Annotated in this window: 18 protein-coding genes; 15 read left to right on the top strand and 3 right to left on the bottom strand. The window is 57.3% G+C overall.

Translation table 11 applies throughout. From position 1 onward, the window contains the following. Nucleotides 1–7 precede the first annotated feature (7 nt). The 8 genes from cobD to AB1S56_RS13260 all read left to right on the top strand — a co-directional run bounded on the left by cobD (nucleotide 8) and on the right by AB1S56_RS13260 (nucleotide 11,374). Nucleotides 8–1,108 (top strand): threonine-phosphate decarboxylase CobD, encoded by a 1,101-nt coding sequence (cobD, locus tag AB1S56_RS13295; RefSeq protein WP_340868826.1) that lies wholly within the window; start codon nucleotides 8–10, stop codon nucleotides 1,106–1,108. Then, nucleotides 1,105–2,646, top strand: a complete 1,542-nt coding sequence (locus AB1S56_RS13290) for a cobyric acid synthase (protein ID WP_340868828.1) — start codon at nucleotides 1,105–1,107, stop codon at nucleotides 2,644–2,646. Before cobD ends, AB1S56_RS13290 begins: the two co-directional genes overlap by 4 nt. Beyond that, nucleotides 2,643–3,353, top strand: a complete 711-nt coding sequence (locus AB1S56_RS13285; RefSeq protein ID WP_340868829.1) for an adenosylcobinamide amidohydrolase — start codon at nucleotides 2,643–2,645, stop codon at nucleotides 3,351–3,353. Before AB1S56_RS13290 ends, AB1S56_RS13285 begins: the two co-directional genes overlap by 4 nt. A gap of 189 nt (nucleotides 3,354–3,542) precedes the next feature. Next, nucleotides 3,543–5,321, top strand: a complete 1,779-nt coding sequence (locus tag AB1S56_RS13280; RefSeq protein WP_340868830.1) for a stalk domain-containing protein — start codon at nucleotides 3,543–3,545, stop codon at nucleotides 5,319–5,321. Between the two features lie 129 nt (nucleotides 5,322–5,450). Further along, nucleotides 5,451–6,314 (top strand): hypothetical protein, encoded by an 864-nt coding sequence (locus AB1S56_RS13275; protein ID WP_340868831.1) that lies wholly within the window; start codon nucleotides 5,451–5,453, stop codon nucleotides 6,312–6,314. Nucleotides 6,315–6,337: 23 nt separating this feature from the next. Beyond that, nucleotides 6,338–8,842 (top strand): ATP-dependent helicase HrpB, encoded by a 2,505-nt coding sequence (gene hrpB / locus AB1S56_RS13270; RefSeq protein ID WP_340868832.1) that lies wholly within the window; start codon nucleotides 6,338–6,340, stop codon nucleotides 8,840–8,842. A 26-nt stretch (nucleotides 8,843–8,868) separates the two neighbouring features. Further along, nucleotides 8,869–9,156, top strand: a complete 288-nt coding sequence (locus AB1S56_RS13265) for a DUF1294 domain-containing protein (RefSeq protein WP_340868834.1) — start codon at nucleotides 8,869–8,871, stop codon at nucleotides 9,154–9,156. A gap of 103 nt (nucleotides 9,157–9,259) precedes the next feature. Continuing rightward, nucleotides 9,260–11,374 carry an ATP-binding domain-containing protein gene (locus tag AB1S56_RS13260; protein WP_340868835.1) on the top strand — a complete coding sequence of 705 codons (2,115 nt, stop codon included), beginning with the start codon at nucleotides 9,260–9,262 and terminating at the stop codon, nucleotides 11,372–11,374. A 122-nt stretch (nucleotides 11,375–11,496) separates the two neighbouring features. Here AB1S56_RS13260 and AB1S56_RS13255 read toward each other — a convergent pair whose 3' ends face one another. Continuing rightward, a complete protein-coding gene (locus AB1S56_RS13255; RefSeq protein WP_340868836.1) occupies nucleotides 11,497–11,784 on the bottom strand; it encodes a DUF3817 domain-containing protein in 288 nt (95 codons plus the stop codon). A gap of 28 nt (nucleotides 11,785–11,812) precedes the next feature. Next, nucleotides 11,813–12,433 carry a TetR/AcrR family transcriptional regulator gene (locus tag AB1S56_RS13250; RefSeq protein ID WP_340868837.1) on the bottom strand — a complete coding sequence of 207 codons (621 nt, stop codon included), beginning with the start codon at nucleotides 12,431–12,433 and terminating at the stop codon, nucleotides 11,813–11,815. A gap of 110 nt (nucleotides 12,434–12,543) precedes the next feature. Here AB1S56_RS13250 and AB1S56_RS13245 point away from each other — a divergent pair, with 110 nt between their 5' ends. The 3 genes from AB1S56_RS13245 (at nucleotide 12,544) to AB1S56_RS13235 (ending at nucleotide 15,862) form a co-directional block, all read left to right on the top strand. Continuing rightward, complete coding sequence (locus AB1S56_RS13245) at nucleotides 12,544–14,784, top strand: MMPL family transporter (protein ID WP_340868839.1); 2,241 nt, start codon at nucleotides 12,544–12,546, stop codon at nucleotides 14,782–14,784. 144 nt (nucleotides 14,785–14,928) lie between these two features. Further along, on the top strand, nucleotides 14,929–15,510 hold the full coding sequence (locus tag AB1S56_RS13240; protein ID WP_340868841.1) for a hypothetical protein: 582 nt from the start codon (nucleotides 14,929–14,931) through the stop codon (nucleotides 15,508–15,510). Nucleotides 15,511–15,595: 85 nt separating this feature from the next. Further along, a complete protein-coding gene (locus AB1S56_RS13235; RefSeq protein ID WP_340868843.1) occupies nucleotides 15,596–15,862 on the top strand; it encodes a hypothetical protein in 267 nt (88 codons plus the stop codon). A gap of 78 nt (nucleotides 15,863–15,940) precedes the next feature. Here AB1S56_RS13235 and AB1S56_RS13230 read toward each other — a convergent pair whose 3' ends face one another. Next, nucleotides 15,941–16,555, bottom strand: a complete 615-nt coding sequence (locus AB1S56_RS13230; RefSeq protein ID WP_340868845.1) for a DedA family protein — start codon at nucleotides 16,553–16,555, stop codon at nucleotides 15,941–15,943. 203 nt (nucleotides 16,556–16,758) lie between these two features. On the opposite strand from AB1S56_RS13230, the gene AB1S56_RS13225 reads away from it, so the two are divergent. From AB1S56_RS13225 to hisA, 4 genes are all read left to right on the top strand, one after another. Continuing rightward, the gene (locus tag AB1S56_RS13225; RefSeq protein WP_340868847.1) at nucleotides 16,759–17,022 is read left to right on the top strand and encodes a sigma factor; all 264 of its coding nucleotides are present in this window, start codon (nucleotides 16,759–16,761) and stop codon (nucleotides 17,020–17,022) included. Between the two features lie 32 nt (nucleotides 17,023–17,054). After that, nucleotides 17,055–17,984 carry a serine hydrolase domain-containing protein gene (locus AB1S56_RS13220; protein ID WP_340868849.1) on the top strand — a complete coding sequence of 310 codons (930 nt, stop codon included), beginning with the start codon at nucleotides 17,055–17,057 and terminating at the stop codon, nucleotides 17,982–17,984. 139 nt (nucleotides 17,985–18,123) lie between these two features. Next, nucleotides 18,124–18,552 (top strand): metallothiol transferase FosB, encoded by a 429-nt coding sequence (gene fosB, locus AB1S56_RS13215; protein ID WP_340868850.1) that lies wholly within the window; start codon nucleotides 18,124–18,126, stop codon nucleotides 18,550–18,552. A 109-nt stretch (nucleotides 18,553–18,661) separates the two neighbouring features. Continuing rightward, nucleotides 18,662–19,420 (top strand): phosphoribosylformimino-5-aminoimidazole carboxamide ribotide isomerase, encoded by a 759-nt coding sequence (hisA, locus tag AB1S56_RS13210; protein WP_340868851.1) that lies wholly within the window; start codon nucleotides 18,662–18,664, stop codon nucleotides 19,418–19,420. Nucleotides 19,421–19,439: the final 19 nt, after the last annotated feature.

Genomic DNA, 19,439 nt, shown 5'->3' with positions numbered 1-19,439 from the left:
AAATAGCATGCTGGAACAATACGGACACGGAGGAGATTTGGCTACGGCTTCGGAACGGTTTGGCTTGCCTGCCGATGCTTTCCTCGATTTCAGCTCCAATATGAATCCGCTGGGACCGCCGGCTGCGGTACACCAAGCTCTTCTCGCGTATGGGGAAGAGCTTCCGCGATATCCCGATCCCGTGTCAAGAAGGCTGCGCAACAGGCTGGCGGATAAGCACGGCATCTCTATGGATGCCATACTCGTCGGCAACGGCGCAGCAGAGCTGATCGACCTGGCGGTTCGAGCGCTGAAGCCGTCCAAGATGGCGATCGCCGCCCCTTGCTTCGGCGAATACGAGGATGCCGCCAAGAGGGCCGGTATTCCGGTATACGCGGGACATCTGCGCGCCGCAGCGGACTTCGTTCTTGACGAGAGGTGGGTGGAGGAGGCGCTGGAGAGGTCCGGCGCCGATCTCTATATGCTGGGGTCGCCGAACAATCCAACAGGAGCTTGCATAGAGCCTTCCTTGATTCGGCGTCTGCTGGAGTCCGGAGCGACCGTTGTGCTGGACGAGGCGTTCCTGGACTTCGTGCCCCATGTGGACCGGATGACCTTCGTGAAGGAAGCAAGCTTGCGGGGCAGCCTGTTTGTGCTGCGCTCGATGACGAAGCTTTATGCCATTCCGGGCATTCGTCTAGGCTATATGACAGGCAATCCGCAAGCGCTGGAGACGATGAAGCGTCTGCAGGTGCCTTGGAGCGTCAATTCGCTTGCGCAGGCGATTGGCTGTGCGGTGCTGGAGGACGAGGCTTTTATGAAGGCAACGTGGACCTGGCTGAGCGAGGAAAGCGAATTTGTGCGGAACGGGCTCAGAAGACTCGGCTGCCGGGATTATCCAGGCAACGCAAATTATGTGCTCGTCCGGCTGCCGGAGGGGGCCCCGTTCACGTCGGCTGAGCTTCAGAGCGCGATGGGTTCACGCGGCGTGCTTATTCGGGACGCCTCCTTGTTCAGGGGTCTGGACGAGAGATATATTCGTGTTGCGGTGAAGGGCAGAGCGGACAACGAGCGGCTGCTGGAGGCGCTGCGCGCGTCATTGGAGAGCTTAGGGGGCGGTTGCAGGTGACGAAGAAGCTCGCACGCACGTTGATGATTCAAGGCACAGCGTCCGATGTCGGCAAAAGCTGGATTACGGCCGCTCTATGCCGCATCTTCACTCAGGACGGCTGGCGCACCGCGCCGTTCAAATCGCAGAATATGTCCTTGAATTCCTATGTGACCCGGGACGGCAAGGAAATAGGCAGAGCGCAGGGCATGCAGGCGGATGCCTGCGGCATAGAGGCCACAACGGACATGAACCCTATTCTGCTGAAGCCGACAAGGGAGATGGCTTCACAGGTGGTGGTGCATGGCAAGCCGCTGAGAGAATATGAGGCGAGAGAATACCGGGACCATTATTTGCCCCTTGCCGGCGGCATCGTTCGCGACGCGCTTGCCCGCCTTCGGGACTCGCATGATATCGTTGTGCTGGAGGGTGCGGGAAGCCCCGCGGAGATCAATCTGAAGGATCGCGACATCGTGAATATGAGAATGGCGGCTTGGGCGGACGCCCCCGTTCTGCTGGTCGCGGACATCGACCGGGGCGGCGTGTTCGCGTCTATCGTCGGTACGCTGGAGCTGCTGGAGCCGGAGGAGCGGGAGCGTATCGGCGGCTTTATTATTAATAAATTTCGCGGGGATGTCTCCCTCCTGCAGCCTGGTCTGGAGTGGCTGGAGCGGCGAACCGGCAAGCCCGTGCTTGGCGTGCTGCCCTACCTGCCTGGACTGGCGCTGGAGGAGGAGGACTCACTGTCGCTTCAGTCCCCTGTGCGGACATCGGAGACGGCTGCATGCTTGGACGTTGCCGTCGTCAAGCTGCCCCGAATGTCGAATTTCACCGATGCGGATCCGCTCCGGCATGAGTCTGGCGTAAGGCTCCGATTCGTGGAGCGGCTGGAGGAATGGGGCGAGCCGGATGTCGTGATCCTGCCCGGCAGCAAGAACACAGCGGAGGACCTGCGCTGGCTTCGAGAGCAAGGGCTTGCTGGTTTGGCTCTGCGGCATGTCGAGCGCGGAGGGAGATTGGTTGGTCTATGCGGCGGCTACGAGATGCTCGGCGACCGGCTGCTGGATGCTGACGGTGTGGAGTCGGAGCATAAGGAAACGGCTGGCTTAGGCCTGTTCCCGTTCCAGATCGCGTTCGGCCTTGAGAAGAAGACGGTTCGAGTGGAGGGCACTGCGCGAATGAATGGAGCAGCGCTGCCCATCGACGGCTATGAGATCCATATGGGCGTGCTGGAGCCGCTGGGACGTCTTGAGCAGCCCTTCCTTGTCCGCACGCGGGGCTCGGCGTTAAGCCCTGAACCGGAGGGTGCCCGCACTGCGGACGGGCGGGTATGGGGGACCTTCATTCATGGCGTCTTCCATAATGACAGCTTCCGTACCGCGTGGCTGAACGAAGCGAGAGCGGACGCGGGGTTGGAGCCGATTCCGGCAGAGGACGCCCTTCGGTTCAGGGCTCTCCGGGAGCAAGCGTTCAACCGCTTGGCGGATCATGCCAGAGCGCACCTAGATATGGACAGCATCTACCGTCTCGCCGGGCTCGACCGTGGAGTGATGCCATGACGCAGCCGTTCCGCAGGCAATCGGTCTATCACTCGTCTCTATGGCCGGAATTGAGTCTCCTGCTGCGTGAGAACCGCATCGAGCTCCGACTCCCGCGAGCCTGGCATATGCTGAGCAGCGCCATTCTTCCGGGCGGCTTCAGTTACGCGGATGCTATCGTCAACTGGAAGGTGCCGCTCAACTATCGGTGTGGAGACCCCGTTACCGACCTGATTCAGCAATGTGCGGAGTGGGGCTTCCCGTCAGAGACGACGATAGGCTTCATGACGGCGGCGAAGCTGACCCATGCCTCTGTCATGGAGTCTGAGGGCGACGGCTTCAAGCTGCTTTGCTGTGCAACCGCAGGCACGAGGAATGCGGCGCGGGCTGGCCTGCCTCGCGAGACGTATTCCGCTTATTCGCCGGGCACGATTAATATCGTCCTATTAATCGATGGGAGGCTGACGGAAGCCGCCATGGTGAACGCTGTTATTACGGCAACGGAAGCGAAGGCAGCCGCCCTTGCCGATCTTGGCATTCGCGAGCATGGCAACGGCCAGCCCGCCACGGGCACAACGACGGATGCGCTTGCGATCGGAGTCAGCCAGGACGCCAGCCGCGGTCCGGCGCACGCCTACGCAGGCGTCGCCACAACAATCGGCTGCGCGATCGGCGAGGCTGTATACGCCGCCGTTCGGGAGTCGGTTCGCACGCAGCATGAAGTCTAAGGTGGTTCGGAATGGGCAACGATGGAAGATACGGAGTAGGTTGCCCCTGGTTCGGCATGGAAAAAATAAAGGGAATTAGCCTGCAACTTTTCCATATGTTGAGCGTCTATAGGTGTGGGCTTGTCCGGGAGCCGTCCAGCGACGGTTCGCGATGCCCCGATTATAGATAGATAGAGGAGTTGTAAGAGCATGCTGCAACGAAGAAAGAGCACGAGGAGAAAAGCAGCCGCCGTGCTGCTGTCCGCTATGCTGCTGACTGCCCCGCTTTCATACGCGGACGCGCAGGACTCGCCAACGCTGGGAACGAACTACGTGATCTTTTATTTGGACAACAAGGAAGCCTTTCTTAATGGCAAGCAAGTCACGCTGGATTCACCTGCTGTCACAATCAAGGGCAAAACCTTCGTGCCTGCCAAGTTTCTGGGAGACGCCTTCGGTATGAAGGTGGAGTGGCAGGCGGCTACCCGCACCATTCTGATGGAGACGCCGGAGCATGAAATTCTGCTGGATACAGTGAACAAAAAAGCATGGGTCAGCGGCTATGAATATCCGTTCGACGATGTGGCTGCGCTCAAGAATGGCCGCTTGATGATCAAGCTGACGTGGCTGTCCGACTATATGGGCGCCACCTACACGTACAATCATGAACTGCGGCGTGTGGATGTGACCCATGTGAGCAAGCCGGCAGGCAATTATAATCCCGAGCTGAACAATTCGGCTCCCGTAGCCAAATTTACGTTCGGCAAGCCGACGTATCGCATAGGCGAACCCATTCAATACATCAATCTCAGCTACGATCCCGATGCGGAGGGCGTGAAGCTGGAGTGGACGGGCAAGGAGGAGGTATTCTTCAAGCCCGGCACGTATCCCGTTACGCTTGTCGCTACCGATCAGCACGGCCATAAGAGCGCCCCGTTTACGAAGGAGCTGGTCGTGACGAACGAGGTGTATCTCAGCGAGCAGGAATACCCTCTCTATATGAAGCCGGCCGGCGGCTATATCTCAACCGATTGGAAGACGCTGTATGGCTCTTATCTGAATCTTCCCGATCTTCCGAAGGCTGTGACCGAAGACAAGTCCCGCACGCTGCTGCTAAGCGACAGCCCGGAGACGTTCGAGGAGCTTGGCATTCTGTATCAGGACCGTATTAACGGCAAAGGCCGGCTGTACGCGGATCATCTCAATGGCACCGATAAGACGGTCAGCTTCGGCATTCTTGCGACAAACCTGTCTGACAAGCCGGTGACGATCAAGACGACGAACAAAGGGGAGGTGTACCCTTCCATTTACGCCCATCTGATCGGCAGCGAGGCGATGGTTGATTATCTGATGGACGATACCGAGGAGGAGCTCATGACCATTCCTGCCGGCGCGACGTTTATCTACAAGCAATTCCCGGACTTCTATCCCGGCTCGGGCGTGAATCTGATGTACGACGTGGAGACGGACGGGGAGGTGCAATTCACGTTCGCGGCGGCGGAGAGGGTGTCCGCGGCGATGCTGGACATGAAGAAGCTGGCATTCAACGGCCATATTCGCGGTACCTTCCAGATCGCCGGATTCCAATGGAAGGTGGATCTGACGGAAGCCGGTCTGAAGAAGCCGATGAAGCTGGTGCTTGGCGACGGCAAGATTGACCCGTTCCAGAAGGGCTTTGACCCGCAGCGCGGCACGGAGGCGACACTGAGCGGCAACTACGGCACCGTCTATAAGATTCATTCCGACAAGCCGCGCAAGATGGCGATTATGATATTGGCCAAGGGCGGTCCCTTCAAGGGTCCGTTCAAAATAAACGGAGAGCTGGTGAAGGTGCCGGCGTCCGGCGTCTTGACCGCGTTCGACGGCATGATCATCCTGGCGAAGACGACGGGCAAGGAAGAGAGCCTCGATATCGAGTTCAGCCCGCCTGCGGGCTCGGCCTTCCCGATTAATCTCATCTTCTACCCGCTTGACGATCGGGCCAAATAAGGAATATCCGCATCGCCGCTCTTCCCTTGGAGGAAGAGCGGCGATGTCTGCTTTACGCCAGTAGACAATAGGGCTATGGAAGCGGTAAAATAAAAAGCTTGAACTTTTCGGAGAAGGGGGGCTAGCTGGATGACGTTACATAGAAGCAATGGAGCAAATGCTTCCCATGGTCCCGGCACTCCCGGTCCAGATGATCGGCTGGGCCGCAAGGGGCTGCTTCGGGTTATCATAATTTTATTCATCACCTTTGTGGGACTCGGCGCAGTATTCTGCGTCCTGTTCTATTCGTTGACAAGCCGGGGACCGGACAGCTCCGCGCCGCTTGAGGCGATTACGCAATACCGCTACGAATATAGGGAGGCGTCCAATGGGATGAAGCTTCATACGCTTGTGACCAAGCCGGCTTATGTGACGCTGGAGGCCATCCACAGCAATGTCACCTTGACGGACAAGGTGGGGGTGAACGGCGGTTTCTTTTACGAGGGCGCTCTATTAAGTATGGGCGTGGTGAATGGACATCCCGTGAATGGCGACGGTTATGGCGGCGGAAGCGAGAATGTGAAATACGCTCGCGGCACTCTCGTATGGGACGGCGCGTCGGATTCGCTAAGCGTGCAGGTTGTATCGAAGGCGGAGGAGGTGCGGGTGAAGGATCATTCCCGCTTCTGGGCGCAGGGCGGCATCAGCATGAGCATCGGAAGCGACGATCAGTGGCTGCGGCAGATGGAGGCCGAACATGCGCCTTTTCCGGAGGAGGAGCGCCTGCGAACAGGTGCTGTCTATGACGAGCTTGGCAATCTGTATCTGGTTGTCAGCGAGAACGAGGGCACGCTTGTGCAGTTCCGAGAGGCTATTCTGGAGGCTGTAGGCGGAGGACGTCTGGCGGACGGCATCTTCCTCGACGGCGACGGCTCGTCTCAGCTGCTCAGCAAGGAAATGAGGCTAAGCGGAGACCAACGTCCCGTTGTACAGATGATTCGATTGATGAAGTGAAATGTGCGAAGGGGAAATCAACGATGAAACAACTGCCCATTGACGATGTCCTGCCAGAGCTGATGGACGCGCTTGCCCTGGGCGGCAACGCGGTGCTGGTTGCGGAGCCCGGCGCGGGCAAAACGACGAGAGTGCCGCTGGCCTTGCTGAAGCAGAATGGGATCGGCGGCAAAGGGAAAATCATCATGCTGGAGCCCAGACGGCTTGCTGCGAGATCCGCAGCCGCTTATATGGCCGCCGAGCTGGGAGAGAAGGTTGGCGAGCGAGTCGGCTACCGCGTCCGAATGGACGCGAAGGTCGGTCCGCGAACCGTCATTGAGGTCGTGACGGAGGGCATTCTGACACGCATGCTCCAAGCCGATCCTGCGCTGGAGGGCGTCGCCGCTGTGCTGTTCGACGAATTTCACGAGCGTCATCTGCACGGCGATCTGGGTCTTGCCCTGTGCCTGCAGGCACAAGCGCTGCTTCGGGATGACCTGCGCATTGTCGTCATGTCGGCAACACTGGACGCCGCGCCTGTGGCGGAGCGGCTGGGTCAAGCGCCAGTCATTCATTGCAGCGGACGGACATTCCCCGTGACTACTGTCTTCGCGCAGGTGCGAAACAGCGCTCCGTTGGAGGCGGCGGTCGGCCAGACTGTGCTTCAGGCGCTCCGGAACGAGGAGGGCGATGCGCTGGTGTTCCTGCCTGGTATCGGCGAAATTCGAAGAACGGCGAGATGGCTGACGCAGTCGGGTCTGCCGCAAGGCGTACGGATTGCCGAGCTTCACGGCAGCCTGCCGCTGGAAGCGCAGTCGGCGGCTATTGCGCCCTGCCAGACGGGGGAGCGCAAGGTTGTGCTGGCTACCTCGATCGCGGAGTCCAGCTTAACGGTGCAGGGCGTTCGTATTGTCGTTGACAGCGGCTTAATGAGGGTGCCGCGCTTCTCCCCGCGCACGGGGCTTAGCCGGCTGGAGACGGTGCCCGTATCGCAGGCATCGGCGGATCAGCGGCGAGGGCGTGCGGGACGGCTGGCTCCTGGCGTCTGCTATCGGCTGTGGACCGAAGCGGAGCATCGGCATCTTCCTGAGCAAGGCCGGCCAGAGATAGAGGATGCGGATTTGGCTCCACTTGCGCTGGAGCTGGCCATATGGGGTGTGCGCGATCCGTCGGAGCTGGAGTGGATGACACCGCCGCCCAAAGCCGCTTATGACAGCGCGCTGGCGCTTCTTCGCCAGCTCCTCGCGATCGACGAGGACGGCAAAGCGACGGAGCTGGGCGTTCGTATCGCTAGGCTCGGCATTCACCCTCGGCTTGGCGCGATGCTGGCCGCGTTCTCGCACCAACGCGAGACGCTGAGGCTAACGTGCGAGCTGGCTGCGCTGCTCAGCGACAGAGATATTCTTGGGGCGGAGCGCAATGTGGATATGTCCCTGCGTCTGGAGGCGCTGCGAAGGGGCAATGCCGGAGACGCTGCTTCTATTACGCGGGTGCAAGCGCAGGCTGAGCAGTGGCGGCGTCTGCTGGAGGGTATGACCGGCGGCGATGCGGAGACGAAACGCTCAGCCTCCGCTGAAGAGAGGTCTATCGGCGCCATGCTGGCGGTTGCCTACCCGGATCGTGTCGCCCAGCGCAGGGCGGACGGCAGATATGTGCTGGCCAGCGGCAGAGGCGCCGTTCTCCCTGAGCTGCAGCCGTTGTCCCGCTTCCCGTATCTGGTGGTCTGCGAGCTGGACGACGGGGGCTCCGAGGGGCGGATTCGACTGGCGGCGGCGCTGGAGCAGCAGGAGCTTGAATATGCTTTGTCAGCCTATCTGACCCGCGAGGAAGCGGTGGAATGGGACGGCGGCGCAGGGGCTGTCCGCGCTCGTCGACGACTGCGTCTGGGCGCGCTGATTCTAAGCGAAAGCCCCCTGGAGCGTCCAGATCCGGAGCAAGTAGCGGATAAGCTGCTCTTCGGCATTAGGCAGAAGGGCTGGGGGGCGCTGCCCATCAGCAAGGGCGCCTCTATGCTGCTGTCGCGGATGCGCCTCATGCGCCTTAGCGGGAACGACGATTGGCCCGATGTATCGGAGCAGGCGCTGATGGACACGCTGGAGCAATGGTTGAAGCCGCATATATTCGGCATTCGCAGCTTAAGCGAGCTGAGCAGGCTGTCTATGGGCCAGATTTTTGCCGGGATGATGAGCTGGAAGCAGACTCAGGATTTGGATGTGGAGGTGCCTACGCATATTCAAGTGCCTAGCGGCTCCCGCATTCCAGTGGATTACAGCAATCCCGCTTCCCCTGTGCTCGCGGTTCGGCTGCAGGAATTGTTCGGGCTGAAGGAAACCCCGAGGCTGGCGCGAGGACGGCTGCCCGTTACTCTTCATCTCCTATCGCCTTCGCAGCGCCCTGTGCAGGTGACGCAGGACCTCGCCAGCTTCTGGGAGCATACGTATTTCGAGGTGAAGAAGGATCTGAAAGGCCGTTATCCGAAGCATTATTGGCCGGACAATCCATACGAGGCGACCGCAACGAACCGCGCGAAGCCTAGACCCCGCTCATAGGCGGAGGGACTGAGGAGGGATTCGATATGTCGGTGCTTTACGGGATTTACGCCTATCTGGCAGTTATCAATTTGTATACGCTGATGCTGATGGGACTCGACAAACGAGCCGCCAAGCGGAAAAGAAGAAGAGTGCCGGAGCGGAGATTTTTTGTGCTGGGAGCTGTGGGGGGCGCTATCGGCGTCTGGTATGGCATGAAGCTGTGGCGGCACAAGACGCAGCATCGGAATTTTACAAAGGGTATTCCTTATCTCGTCGCCATGAATATCACGGCGATTATCGCGATTACGGCCATATGGACGATGAACGACTAATGAAGAGGAAAGCCTGACGCGCGATGCCGCTGTAAGTACCGCATTTGTTCACATAGCTGAGTCCGGGAAGGGCTCGGCTCTTTACAGTTGGGAGGGAACGGTCATGGAAAAAACGATACAACAGGAAGAGCAGGAGCGTCTGGAAGAAGCGCTCCGGGATATCGAGGCGCAGCTCCGAAGCATCGGTCCCCGCTACACGGGGCAGGATTTCACGGAGCAGATGCTCGATCTGCAGCGCGAGGAACGGAAGGGCCGGCTGGAGGTCGCCAGGAAGGAGCCGTATTTCGGCCGACTGGATTTCCAGGAGACGCCTGAGGATGGCAGCGGGGATCAGCATGCCGAGCCGAAGCCGCTGTATATCGGCAAAGCCGGCGTAGCCCGCAACGGCAGCAACGAGCTCCTGGTCGTCGATTGGCGCGCGCCTGTCGCCAGCATGTTCTATTCCTTCACCGGCGGCGAGGAGCTGGCGGGCTATACCTCGCCGGATGGCGACGTATGGGGCCATGTGCATCTGAAGCGCAACTTCATGATCCGCAGCGGCGAAATTGTGAGGCTGGTCGACAGCTATGTGCGGGGTCAAGAGGAAGGCGGCGTGTCCGACGAGTTCCTGCTCTACCGGCTGGGCGAAAATAAAGACAACAAGCTTCGCGACATCGTCTCGACCATCCAAGGCGAGCAGGACCGGATTATCCGGGCGGACCGCAGCAAAGCTTTATTTATCCAAGGGGTAGCCGGCAGCGGTAAAACGACTGTTGCGCTTCATCGTCTCGCGTTCCTCCTGTATCAATATGAGGGCCGCATACGCGCCGAGCGTATGATGATATTCGCTCCAAACCGGATGTTCCTGGATTACATATCCGGCGTATTGCCGGAGCTGGGTGTGGGCGACATTGGCCAGACAACCTTCGCCGATTGGGCGCTTGGGCTGCTGGAGCATGCCGTCACACTGGCTGATCCCTCCGAGACGATGGCCTATTGGTTCGAGGAGCCTCGCACGCTGGCGGACATCGAAGCCTCATCGGGCAGATGGAAGGGCAGCCTTGCCTTCAAAGCCGCTATTGACGAGCGCTTGATTGCGCTTGAGGAGCGTATCGTGCCGGAGACGGCATTTGTCCCGCTGGATGGCTTCACGCTGACGCCGGCCATGATGAAGGAATGGTATGAGACGGATTATGGCGATGAGACGGTCATGGTGAAGCGAGATCGCCTGGTGAGCCGGATAAAGCGTTGGCTGGAGTCGGAGCTGAAGCACCGAGGCGTCGCGGATAAGAAGAAGCGGTCGGCCGCGCTTGCGAAGCTGAATTCCTTTGTCAAAAAAATACCGTCCTTCACAGCGCTCCAGCTGTATGCTTCCTTGTTCAAGGGCAAGACGGCGTTGGAAGGCGTTCCGAAGCCGCTAGCCAAAGCCACATCGGACAGATTACTGGCGGGATCGGCGGCCGCTGAGGATTTAGCGCCCCTCGCTTACATTCAGCTGAAGCTGTACGGCCTAAGGACCTCTCCGTTCGACCATATCGTCATTGACGAAGCGCAGGATTATTCGCCCTTCCAGCTGGAGGCGCTTCGCCTCTGCCAGAGGACGCCATCCATGACGGTGCTTGGCGATCTGCAGCAGGGCATTCACGCCTATGCGGGCATCGGTCGGTGGCATGAGCTGATGGAGCTGTTCGCGGAGGATGATACAGCCTTCTTCGAGCTGAATCGAAGCTATCGGTCCACCATGGAAATTATCCAGTTCGCGAACTATCTATTAGGCGGAATGACTGGCGGCGTGAAGCCGGCAGTACCCGTCTTCCGTAGCGGCGATCCCGCGACCGCCGTTCAGACGGATGATGAGGGGTGGTTGTCCGCAATCGGAGAGACCGTCAGGGAATGGCACAAAGCCGGCAGCTATGACACCATATCCGTCATCGGGCGCACGGCCAGGGAATGCGAAGAGATCTATCGTTATTTGCTGGATCAGGGCGAAGCGGTCTCGCTTGTGCAGAGCAAGCAGCCCGCATATGGCGGAGGCTTGACGGTTGTGCCCGTCTATTTGTCCAAGGGGCTGGAGTTTGATGCTGTGCTGATTGCAGATGGGGGAGCAGACAAATACAGCGAGATTGACGCGAAGCTGTTATATGTCGGCTGCACGAGAGCGCTTCATAAGCTGAAGCTGCTATACCGCGGGGAGCGGACGCCGCTGCTTGCGAAGTGGGCAGAGGAAGCCGCGGACTAGCGGTTCACCCGCCAAGCTCCGATGAAGGTATTTGTCCTCATCAGGAGGAACAAAAAGCAAAAAGCATCCCTTAAGGCCTCGGAAGGAGGCTGGGATGCTTCTTTGTAGTTGGATCGCCAAGGCTAGTCGCGCAGCAGCTTGCGGTCGACCACGAACGGCCCGAAGGGCAGGACGGACGCCGCGCAGGCGAGAGTGAATTTGAGGAACGACCAGCGATGAGCGAACGTAACGTGCAGGACAGCCAGAAGATATAGGACAAACAAAAGGCCGTGCAAGGCGCCGACAACAGAGACCGCCTGCGGGATGCCAGCCCAATACTTAAGCGGCATCGCGATCAGCAGCAGAATAAGGAACGACATGCCTTCCAGCCAGCCAATGACGCGAAGCCTACCAATAGCCGTTCTAAGCAACGGGACAACCTCCTCCATCAACATGCTTCTATCGAGGCTCAATGCCTCTCCATAGCAATTGTACGATTTCCTCGGCGGTTTGTCCCACAGTTTGCAAATCGTTCACAATCTCCTTGCGATTGCGAACCGTAAGCATCGCGGTAAAAATATGAGACAGCAGCATGGGATCGAAGGGTGTGATCTCGCCTTCGTCCATAGCCCTCTGGAACACCTCCGCAAGCAGCCGGTGCAGCGCCTGTTCGCCATCGCGGATGCGCGCCGCCTGCTCCTCCGACAGCTCTGTGCTCGCCTCGCGCATCATCGTTTCGAAGTCGATATGGGCGTTGCCCATATGCCGCTTCGCTACCTCCAGGAGACGGTCGCGCAGAGGGCCGGAGCCGTTCACGATCAAGGCGGTCTGGTCATGCGCAATCTTCAGGACGAACAGGAGCGCCTCCGTGAACAGAGCGGCTTTATTGCTGAAATAATAATAGACGCTCGCTTTGGTCACACCGCAGGCTTGCGCGACGTTCTCAAGCGACACCTTCTCGAAGCCTTGCTCCATGAAGAGGAAGGATGCGGTTCTCAATATTTGAACCATTGTCTGGGACGGGCCTGTCGCTTTTGGTCTGCCAGGTCTGCGCTTTGGTTGATCATGGTGCTTAGTCAACGCAAAACCTCCATTCAAAAAGTTTTCAAAATTAAGGATTGAATAATTAACCTTCCGGTATATATAATTAAATAGCGGTCACTATCTATTTTAATCGAAATGTACCTTGAATGGAAACGGAGGAATCGCAAGTGTTAGAAAAAGCTGGTCGACTATTTGCGGGTAAACTATCAAAATGGGTGACTGTCCTCGTCTGGATCGCAGCCGCGGTCCTATTGACCATCACACTTCCCGCCGTAGGGGAAAAAGAAAAAAATAACGCGCCGAATCTAGAGCCGGACAGCCCGTCCGTTGTTGCCGACGCGATGATTAACGAATATTTCCCCAGCTCTTCCGGCGTTCCAGCGCTCGTCGTTTGGCATCGGGAGAGCGGACTGACGCAGGCTGATTATGAGGTTATGCAGAAGCTGACGGCCGAGCTGACGGCTCAGCCGCTCGAAGGACAGGGAGAGCTGATTCCCCTTCATCAGATGCCGCCGCCTGCGCTCGCGCAATTCGCCTCGGAGGACGGCGCCACCCTCGTGCTGCCGATTGCCTTCGAGGAGGGCACAGAGACGGAGCTGCTGAAGGAACATATGGAATGGATCCAAGGAAAGGTCACAGCGCTTGCGGGCAGCGACCCGTTCGCAGTGGCGACGGATGACGCCGCCGACCTGAGCGTTCGGATCAGCGGCCCAGTGGGAATATCGGTTGATGCAACCGCCCTGTTCAAGAATGCGGATTTTGTATTGCTGCTGGCAACCGTCATTCTTGTTCTGGTGCTGCTCCTGCTGATCTACCGTTCACCGATTCTCGCCATTATTCCGCTTGTCGGGGTCGGCTTCGCATACCTTGTAACAAGCCCGCTTCTCGGCTGGATGGCCGGTGAAGGCTGGATTACGGTCGACTCTCAGGCCATAGCGATTATGACCGTGCTGCTGTTCGGTGCCGGTACGGATTATTGCCTGTTCTTCATTACAAGATTCCGTCAGGAGCTGACGCGTGAATCGGATCGCACGAAAGCGCTGGGGCATGCGTTCAAGGGCTCCTCTGGCGCCATTCTGATGAGCGGTCTAACCGTTGTCTTGTCGCTGTTCGCCTTGCTGCTTGCGAAATTCGGCGCTTATGAGCGCTTTGCTGTGCCGTTCAGCTTATCGATCCTTATTATGATGATCGCCAGTCTCACGCTAATTCCTGCGTTAATGGCTATCATTGGACGCGCATCGTTTTTCCCGTTTATCCCCCGAACAGAGGAGATGGAGCGGGAGCGCCGCGCTAAGAAGGGGAAGTCCAAACCGGCCAAAAAATCCGGTCCTGGCATCGGCGCCAAGGTCGGCGAGCTTGTCGTCAAGCGTCCTTGGACAGTCGCGCTGATCTGCTTGATCCTGCTGGGCTCGCTAGCCGGCTTCGCGACGCAGACGAAGTATACCTACGACCTGCTGTCCTCCTTCCCGGAAGATATGCCTTCCCGTGAGGGCTTCGATGTCATTGCTGATGATTTTGCGCCAGGCGATCTGTCGCCTGTTACTGTCGTTGCAAGAGGTGCAGGGGATCCCGCTGCCTTGCAAGCCGCATTGTCCGGCGTTCAGCATGTGGAGCGGGTGACAGAGGGGACGGCCAGCACGGTTGATCCCGCATACACGTCATACAGCGTCATCTTCGCCATTAATCCGTATTCCCAGGAGGCGATGGCTGCCATTCCAATGCTGCGCGAAGCAGCCGCTGGCTCGCTGGCTAGCGCTGGCGTCGCGGACGCGGAAGCCAATGTATGGATTGGAGGGCAAACAGCCAGCCAATACGATGCCAAGGAGCTGTCGGATCGGGACAATCGGGTCATCATTCCGGTGGTCATTGCTCTTATCGCTCTGCTCCTGCTGCTGTATCTTCGCTCCATTGTAGCCACAGTTTATTTGATCGCAACCGTACTGCTGTCTTACGTGGCTGCAATTGGGCTAGGCTGGATTATTCTTCATTATGGCATGGGCGTGGACGCGATCCAGGGCTCGATTCCGCTCTATGCCTTCGTGTTCCTCATCGCGCTGGGCGAGGACTACAACATCTTCATGATTTCAAGCATCTGGCAGAAGCGCAAGACCATGCCGCTGCTTCAAGCGATTAAGGAAGGCGTTGCCGAGACCGGCGGCGTCATCACGTCCGCTGGCTTGATTCTGGCCGCAACCTTTGCGGTGCTGGCCTCGCTGCCGATTCAGGTGCTCGTTCAGTTCGGCCTTATTACCGCGATTGGCGTGCTTATGGACACATTTATCGTCAGACCGTTCCTCGTTCCGGCGATTACAGCCATTCTGGGCAAGGCCGCGTTCTGGCCGGGCGGCTCCAAGGAAGCCGAGCCTGCCAGAACCTACGAGAGCTAGGACACTTTCTAGAAAACAGCGGATTCGAGTGATCGAATTCGCTGTTTTTTGTGTAATTTGAAGGGAGAGGGTAACCTTTTGCTCTTGGCGAGCGTCTTCATACTAGCTGGAGCTTTTTTACAGAGAGAATGGGGGAATATTGTGATGTCTATCAAAGGTTGGATCGCCATAGGGTTGCTGCTTCTTGTAGGAGCAGGTGCTTTTACAGCGGGCCCGGAGGCAGCATACGCTTGCTCCTGCGCGATGAATCCTGGTGTGGAGGAGGCGAAGGAGAACAGCGACGCGGTGTTCAAAGGAACCGTCACGAGGCGTGACGAGCCCGCGAAGTGGCTGGCTTGGTCGTCATCGGACCCCGTCACCTGGGAGTTCCAGGTTGATGAGGTGTGGAAAGGCAAGGTAGCGTCCAAGCTTTCGGTTATCTCCAGCGCCAGCACGGCAAGCTGCGGCTTCGCCTTCGAGGTGGGTCAAGCCTATGTCGTGTATGCCCATCAGCGAAGCGACTCGCTCGAAGTGAGCCTATGCAGCCGCACAACGGCACTCAGCTCTGCAGGGCAGGATTTGACGGAGCTTGGAGCAGGCTCCATCCCGCCACAGCCGCCAGGCGGCATAGCAGCTACGCAAGGGGGCTTGAGCGTGTGGACGTTGATCCTTGCCGCAGCCGCTGTAATCGGTGCCATCCTGGTGTATCGCCGTGTCCGAAGCACCTCCAAGAAGAGCTCGCTGTAGCCTGTTGCGCTGGTACATAGGCTATGCTATCCTACTTAGGATAAACGCGGCAAAGCCTGTGATAATGGATGCGGAGGGAATTGGCTTGAGGATTGACATTATGGATGCGTCTATGACCTACAGCAAGGAAGACGGTTATGTTGGCAAGGTGCAGTTCGGGGTCGAGGGCCACGACAATCAATATGAGATTACGCTGCACAGCAAAAAAGGCAAGGAGTGGGGCTACGGCTTGTTTTTCCTGCACGAGTCTGGCAAGGAAGAGCAGCTGCTGGCGCTGGAGGATGAGCTGGAGGATAATGATGACCTGTTCGACTCGCTCGTAGAGGCGGCGAAAGCGAAGTTGGAGCAATAGCGTGGAACATGGAGAAGCCCGCTGCAGCCATCCCTGAAGGATCGCGGCAGCGGGCTTTCATCATTGCATACTCCATGACTAAAGGGAGCGTTGAAACGGCTCCTGCCCGTCTGGCTTCTTGGGGCGCGGGCGCTTAAGCCTGTAGAGGGCAATGCCCGCTGCTACGGCCGATCCGATACCAAGGAACCACAGTCCGTATTCATAGATCAGATCAGCGATGTGCTCTACCCCATCCCCGACAAACGTACCGATGATGAAGTAGATGGATGTCCATACCAAGGCGGAGGGATAGGCGAACAGGGCAAACCTTGTATACTTCATCCGGTTAAGTCCCATGACGTAAGGCGTCACATGTCGCAGGAACGGCAGGCACAAGCTGATGCTGATGGCATACCCGCCGTATTGCTGGCTCAGCTCTTCGGAGCGAAGCAGGAAGCGGGCCACATTCTTTTTGCTCTGAAACCAAGTGGACAGCTTGGCGCCAGCGAACCTCCCGATGCTATAGCCAAAGGTCATTGCAGAGCATATGCCCAGGAAGGTCATAATAAAAGCTGGAGCGGGAGACAAAGTGCCAGCCGCCGACAAAGCGCCGCCGGTCATGACAACCGCCTCATTCGGTATGGGAAGCCCTATTAGCCCTAGACAAAGCACTAGGAACAGGGCCGCATAGCCGACTTGCTCTATAAAATCCATTAACAGGTCATATCCCATGCTTCAACACGCTTTCTAATTGGTAATCTTTAATTAGGGTAACATAGTTCCACTTCTGTGCCTACCTCTCGAGGTCGTAAGTCGGAGGTCTGGTCCACAATTTAACTATTTCGTAACTATTTGTTCAAGCTTGGGAGCTATAATGAAAGGTAGCTTACTGGCTTGACGAAGGAGCGGAATGGAGCATGGCTATATTTCAACAAAAAATAGCGGACCTCAGAGCCTGCGAGCCTCTTGTATATACGCTTTGCCTCAAGCTGCTGGGTGATGAGTCCGAAGCGTGCGACATGGCCAAGCGTATATTGGTGGAGCTGTTCCAAGACCGGGAGTTTTGGATGAAGACCGAGGGTGAGAGGGAAGCTTATATAACCAGAATATGCGTTAGACACAGCTTGTATCACTATAGGTACGGGGCGCGTGAAGAGGAAGCGTCCGTCTGCGTGTCCTAACAGCAGCAGGATGGAAGAAAGCAGGGCTGGATATGCTGTTGAAGCAGAGAATGGAAGAGATAGCGCGGCAAAATAAAATAAGAAGCTATCTGGTGTATCGCGACGGGCGGCTGCAGGACCAATGGCATGAAGGCGGCAAGGACATAGCTGGACCTCTCTACTCCTGTACCAAAAGCGTGCTGTCTACGCTGATCGGTATTGCGGTGAGCCGGGGAGATATAGGGAGCATCCAGCAGCCGATTGTTGATTTCTTGGAAGCTGGCGGGGGAGAGGGCGATAGCGATTCGCTGCGTCAAATTACAATTGAGCATCTGCTGACTATGACGCCGGGCTTCGATTGGCCGGACTTCGATAAGCCTTACAAGGCGTTTCGCAGCGCAGAGGACCCCATTGCCTTCACGTTGGGGCGACCGTTTATTCATACCCCGGGGCAGGCGTTTACATACAATTCCGGCGGCTCGCATCTGCTGTCGGCTATTCTGACGAAGGCAACTGGACAGTCAGCGCTGCAATACGCGACCGAGCGCCTGTTCGAGCCGCTTGGTTTTCGTGCTGCCAAATGGACGGAGAAGCTCGGCGTAAGCGAGGGCGGCACCGGGCTGTCGCTGTACGGCCAGGACCTGGCCAAGCTCGGCATCCTCTATTTACAGCAGGGACGCTGGGAGGACAAGGAGCTGCTGCCTGAGGAATGGATTATCGCTGCCACGTCGCTCAGGCATCGCGCGTTAACGCATTACGAGCCGCCGATTTACGGTGGTTACGGCTTCCATTGGTGGGTATCGCCGCAGGAGCACAATGGCTGCGCGGACTGTTACTTTGCCTTCGGCCATGGCGGTCAATACCTGATGAATATTCCAGACCTGCGCCTTACGATCGTCGTTCGCAAACGGATTACGAAACGGAACGATGCGATCCACTCTCGCGCCTTCATCTTCGAGCAGCTGGTCCCCGCATTCTCCTGATCTCGATAGGAACCATAAACGAAAACTAGAAAAATATAATCTAAGTACTTCCTCATCCTCCCAATTAGTTGTATAATCATGGAAGTCATGTAAATGCTCATGGCTTTTCTTTTCACTAAAGATTGGAGATTGTGAGGGTATGAACATTCAAGCAATCAATCATTTATGTTTTTCGGTATCTAACTTGGAGAAATCGATCTTATTCTACCAGAATGTATTCAACGCACAATTGAAGGTGAAGGGGAAGAAGCTGGCGTACTTCGATTTGAACGGGATTTGGATCGCTCTCAATGAAGAAGACATTGCAGGCAGACAGTCCTCTCCGCGCACTTACACACATATCGCGTTTACCATCTCAGAGGCGGAGTTCGAGCAGATGTTCGAGCGGCTTGAAGCGCTTCAGGTCGAAATCTTTTCGGGCAGGCCGCGTCATGAGAAGGACAAGAAGTCCATTTATTTCGTGGACCCTGACGGGCATATGTTCGAGCTGCATACCGGCACGCTGGCGGATCGTCTGGAGTACTTCAGGTCGGAGATGGAGCATATGACCTTCTATCAGGAGTCCTAGACGCGCCATCAGCCCAAGAAGGGGTTGCGGCAGGCTTGCGCTCTATGTCACAATGAGAAGAGCTAGTGGCCAGTCTACTTACTTTGATGAGAAGAATTGAGGAACAACGGTGAAATTCAGACCCTGTATTGACCTGCACGACGGCAAAGTGAAGCAAATTGTAGGAGAGACGTTAAACGAGACGATTGTCGAAAATTTTGTATCTACCTATGATTCCGCCCATTATGCGGAATTGTTCAAGCGGGACAAGCTCACGGGCGGACACGTCATCATGCTTGGACCTGGCAATGAGGAGGCGGCAAAGCAGGCGCTTCGTCACTATCCCGGCGGACTCCAGATTGGAGGAGGCATTAAGGCTGAGAACGCCTCGGCTTATTTGGAGCACGGGGGCTCTCACGTCATCGTAACCTCTTATATTTTCCGAGACGGTCAGCTGGACACTTCCAATTTGGAGCGAATACTCTCCGAGGTGGGCAAGGAACGGCTTGTTATTGATTTGAGCTGCAAGCAGAAGGACGGCAAATGGTTTGTTGTCACCAATCAATGGAAGCAATTCAGCGATTTCGAGGTGAACGAAGCTAATATCCGGGCGCTGGAAGGCTGCTGCGACGAATTTCTGATTCACGCGGTGGATGTAGAAGGGAAGCAGAGCGGCATTCAGGAATCGCTGGTTGTCGATCTGGCAGAGTGGGTCACCATACCGACCACCTACGCAGGCGGCGCCCGATCCATTGCCGATATGGAACGATTTGTAGCCTTGTCGAGAGGCAAGCTGGATCTCACGATCGGCAGTGCGCTTGATATATTCGGCGGGAAGCTGCCCTACGAGGAAGTTGTGCGTTACAGCCGTGAGCAAGGAGAAGCATAGCAGAAGGTCCTGCCTTATC

This window comes from Paenibacillus sp. PL2-23 (genome assembly GCF_040834005.1).
Lineage (GTDB): Bacteria > Bacillota > Bacilli > Paenibacillales > Paenibacillaceae > Pristimantibacillus.
This window is presented reverse-complemented; position numbering and strand designations above follow the sequence as displayed.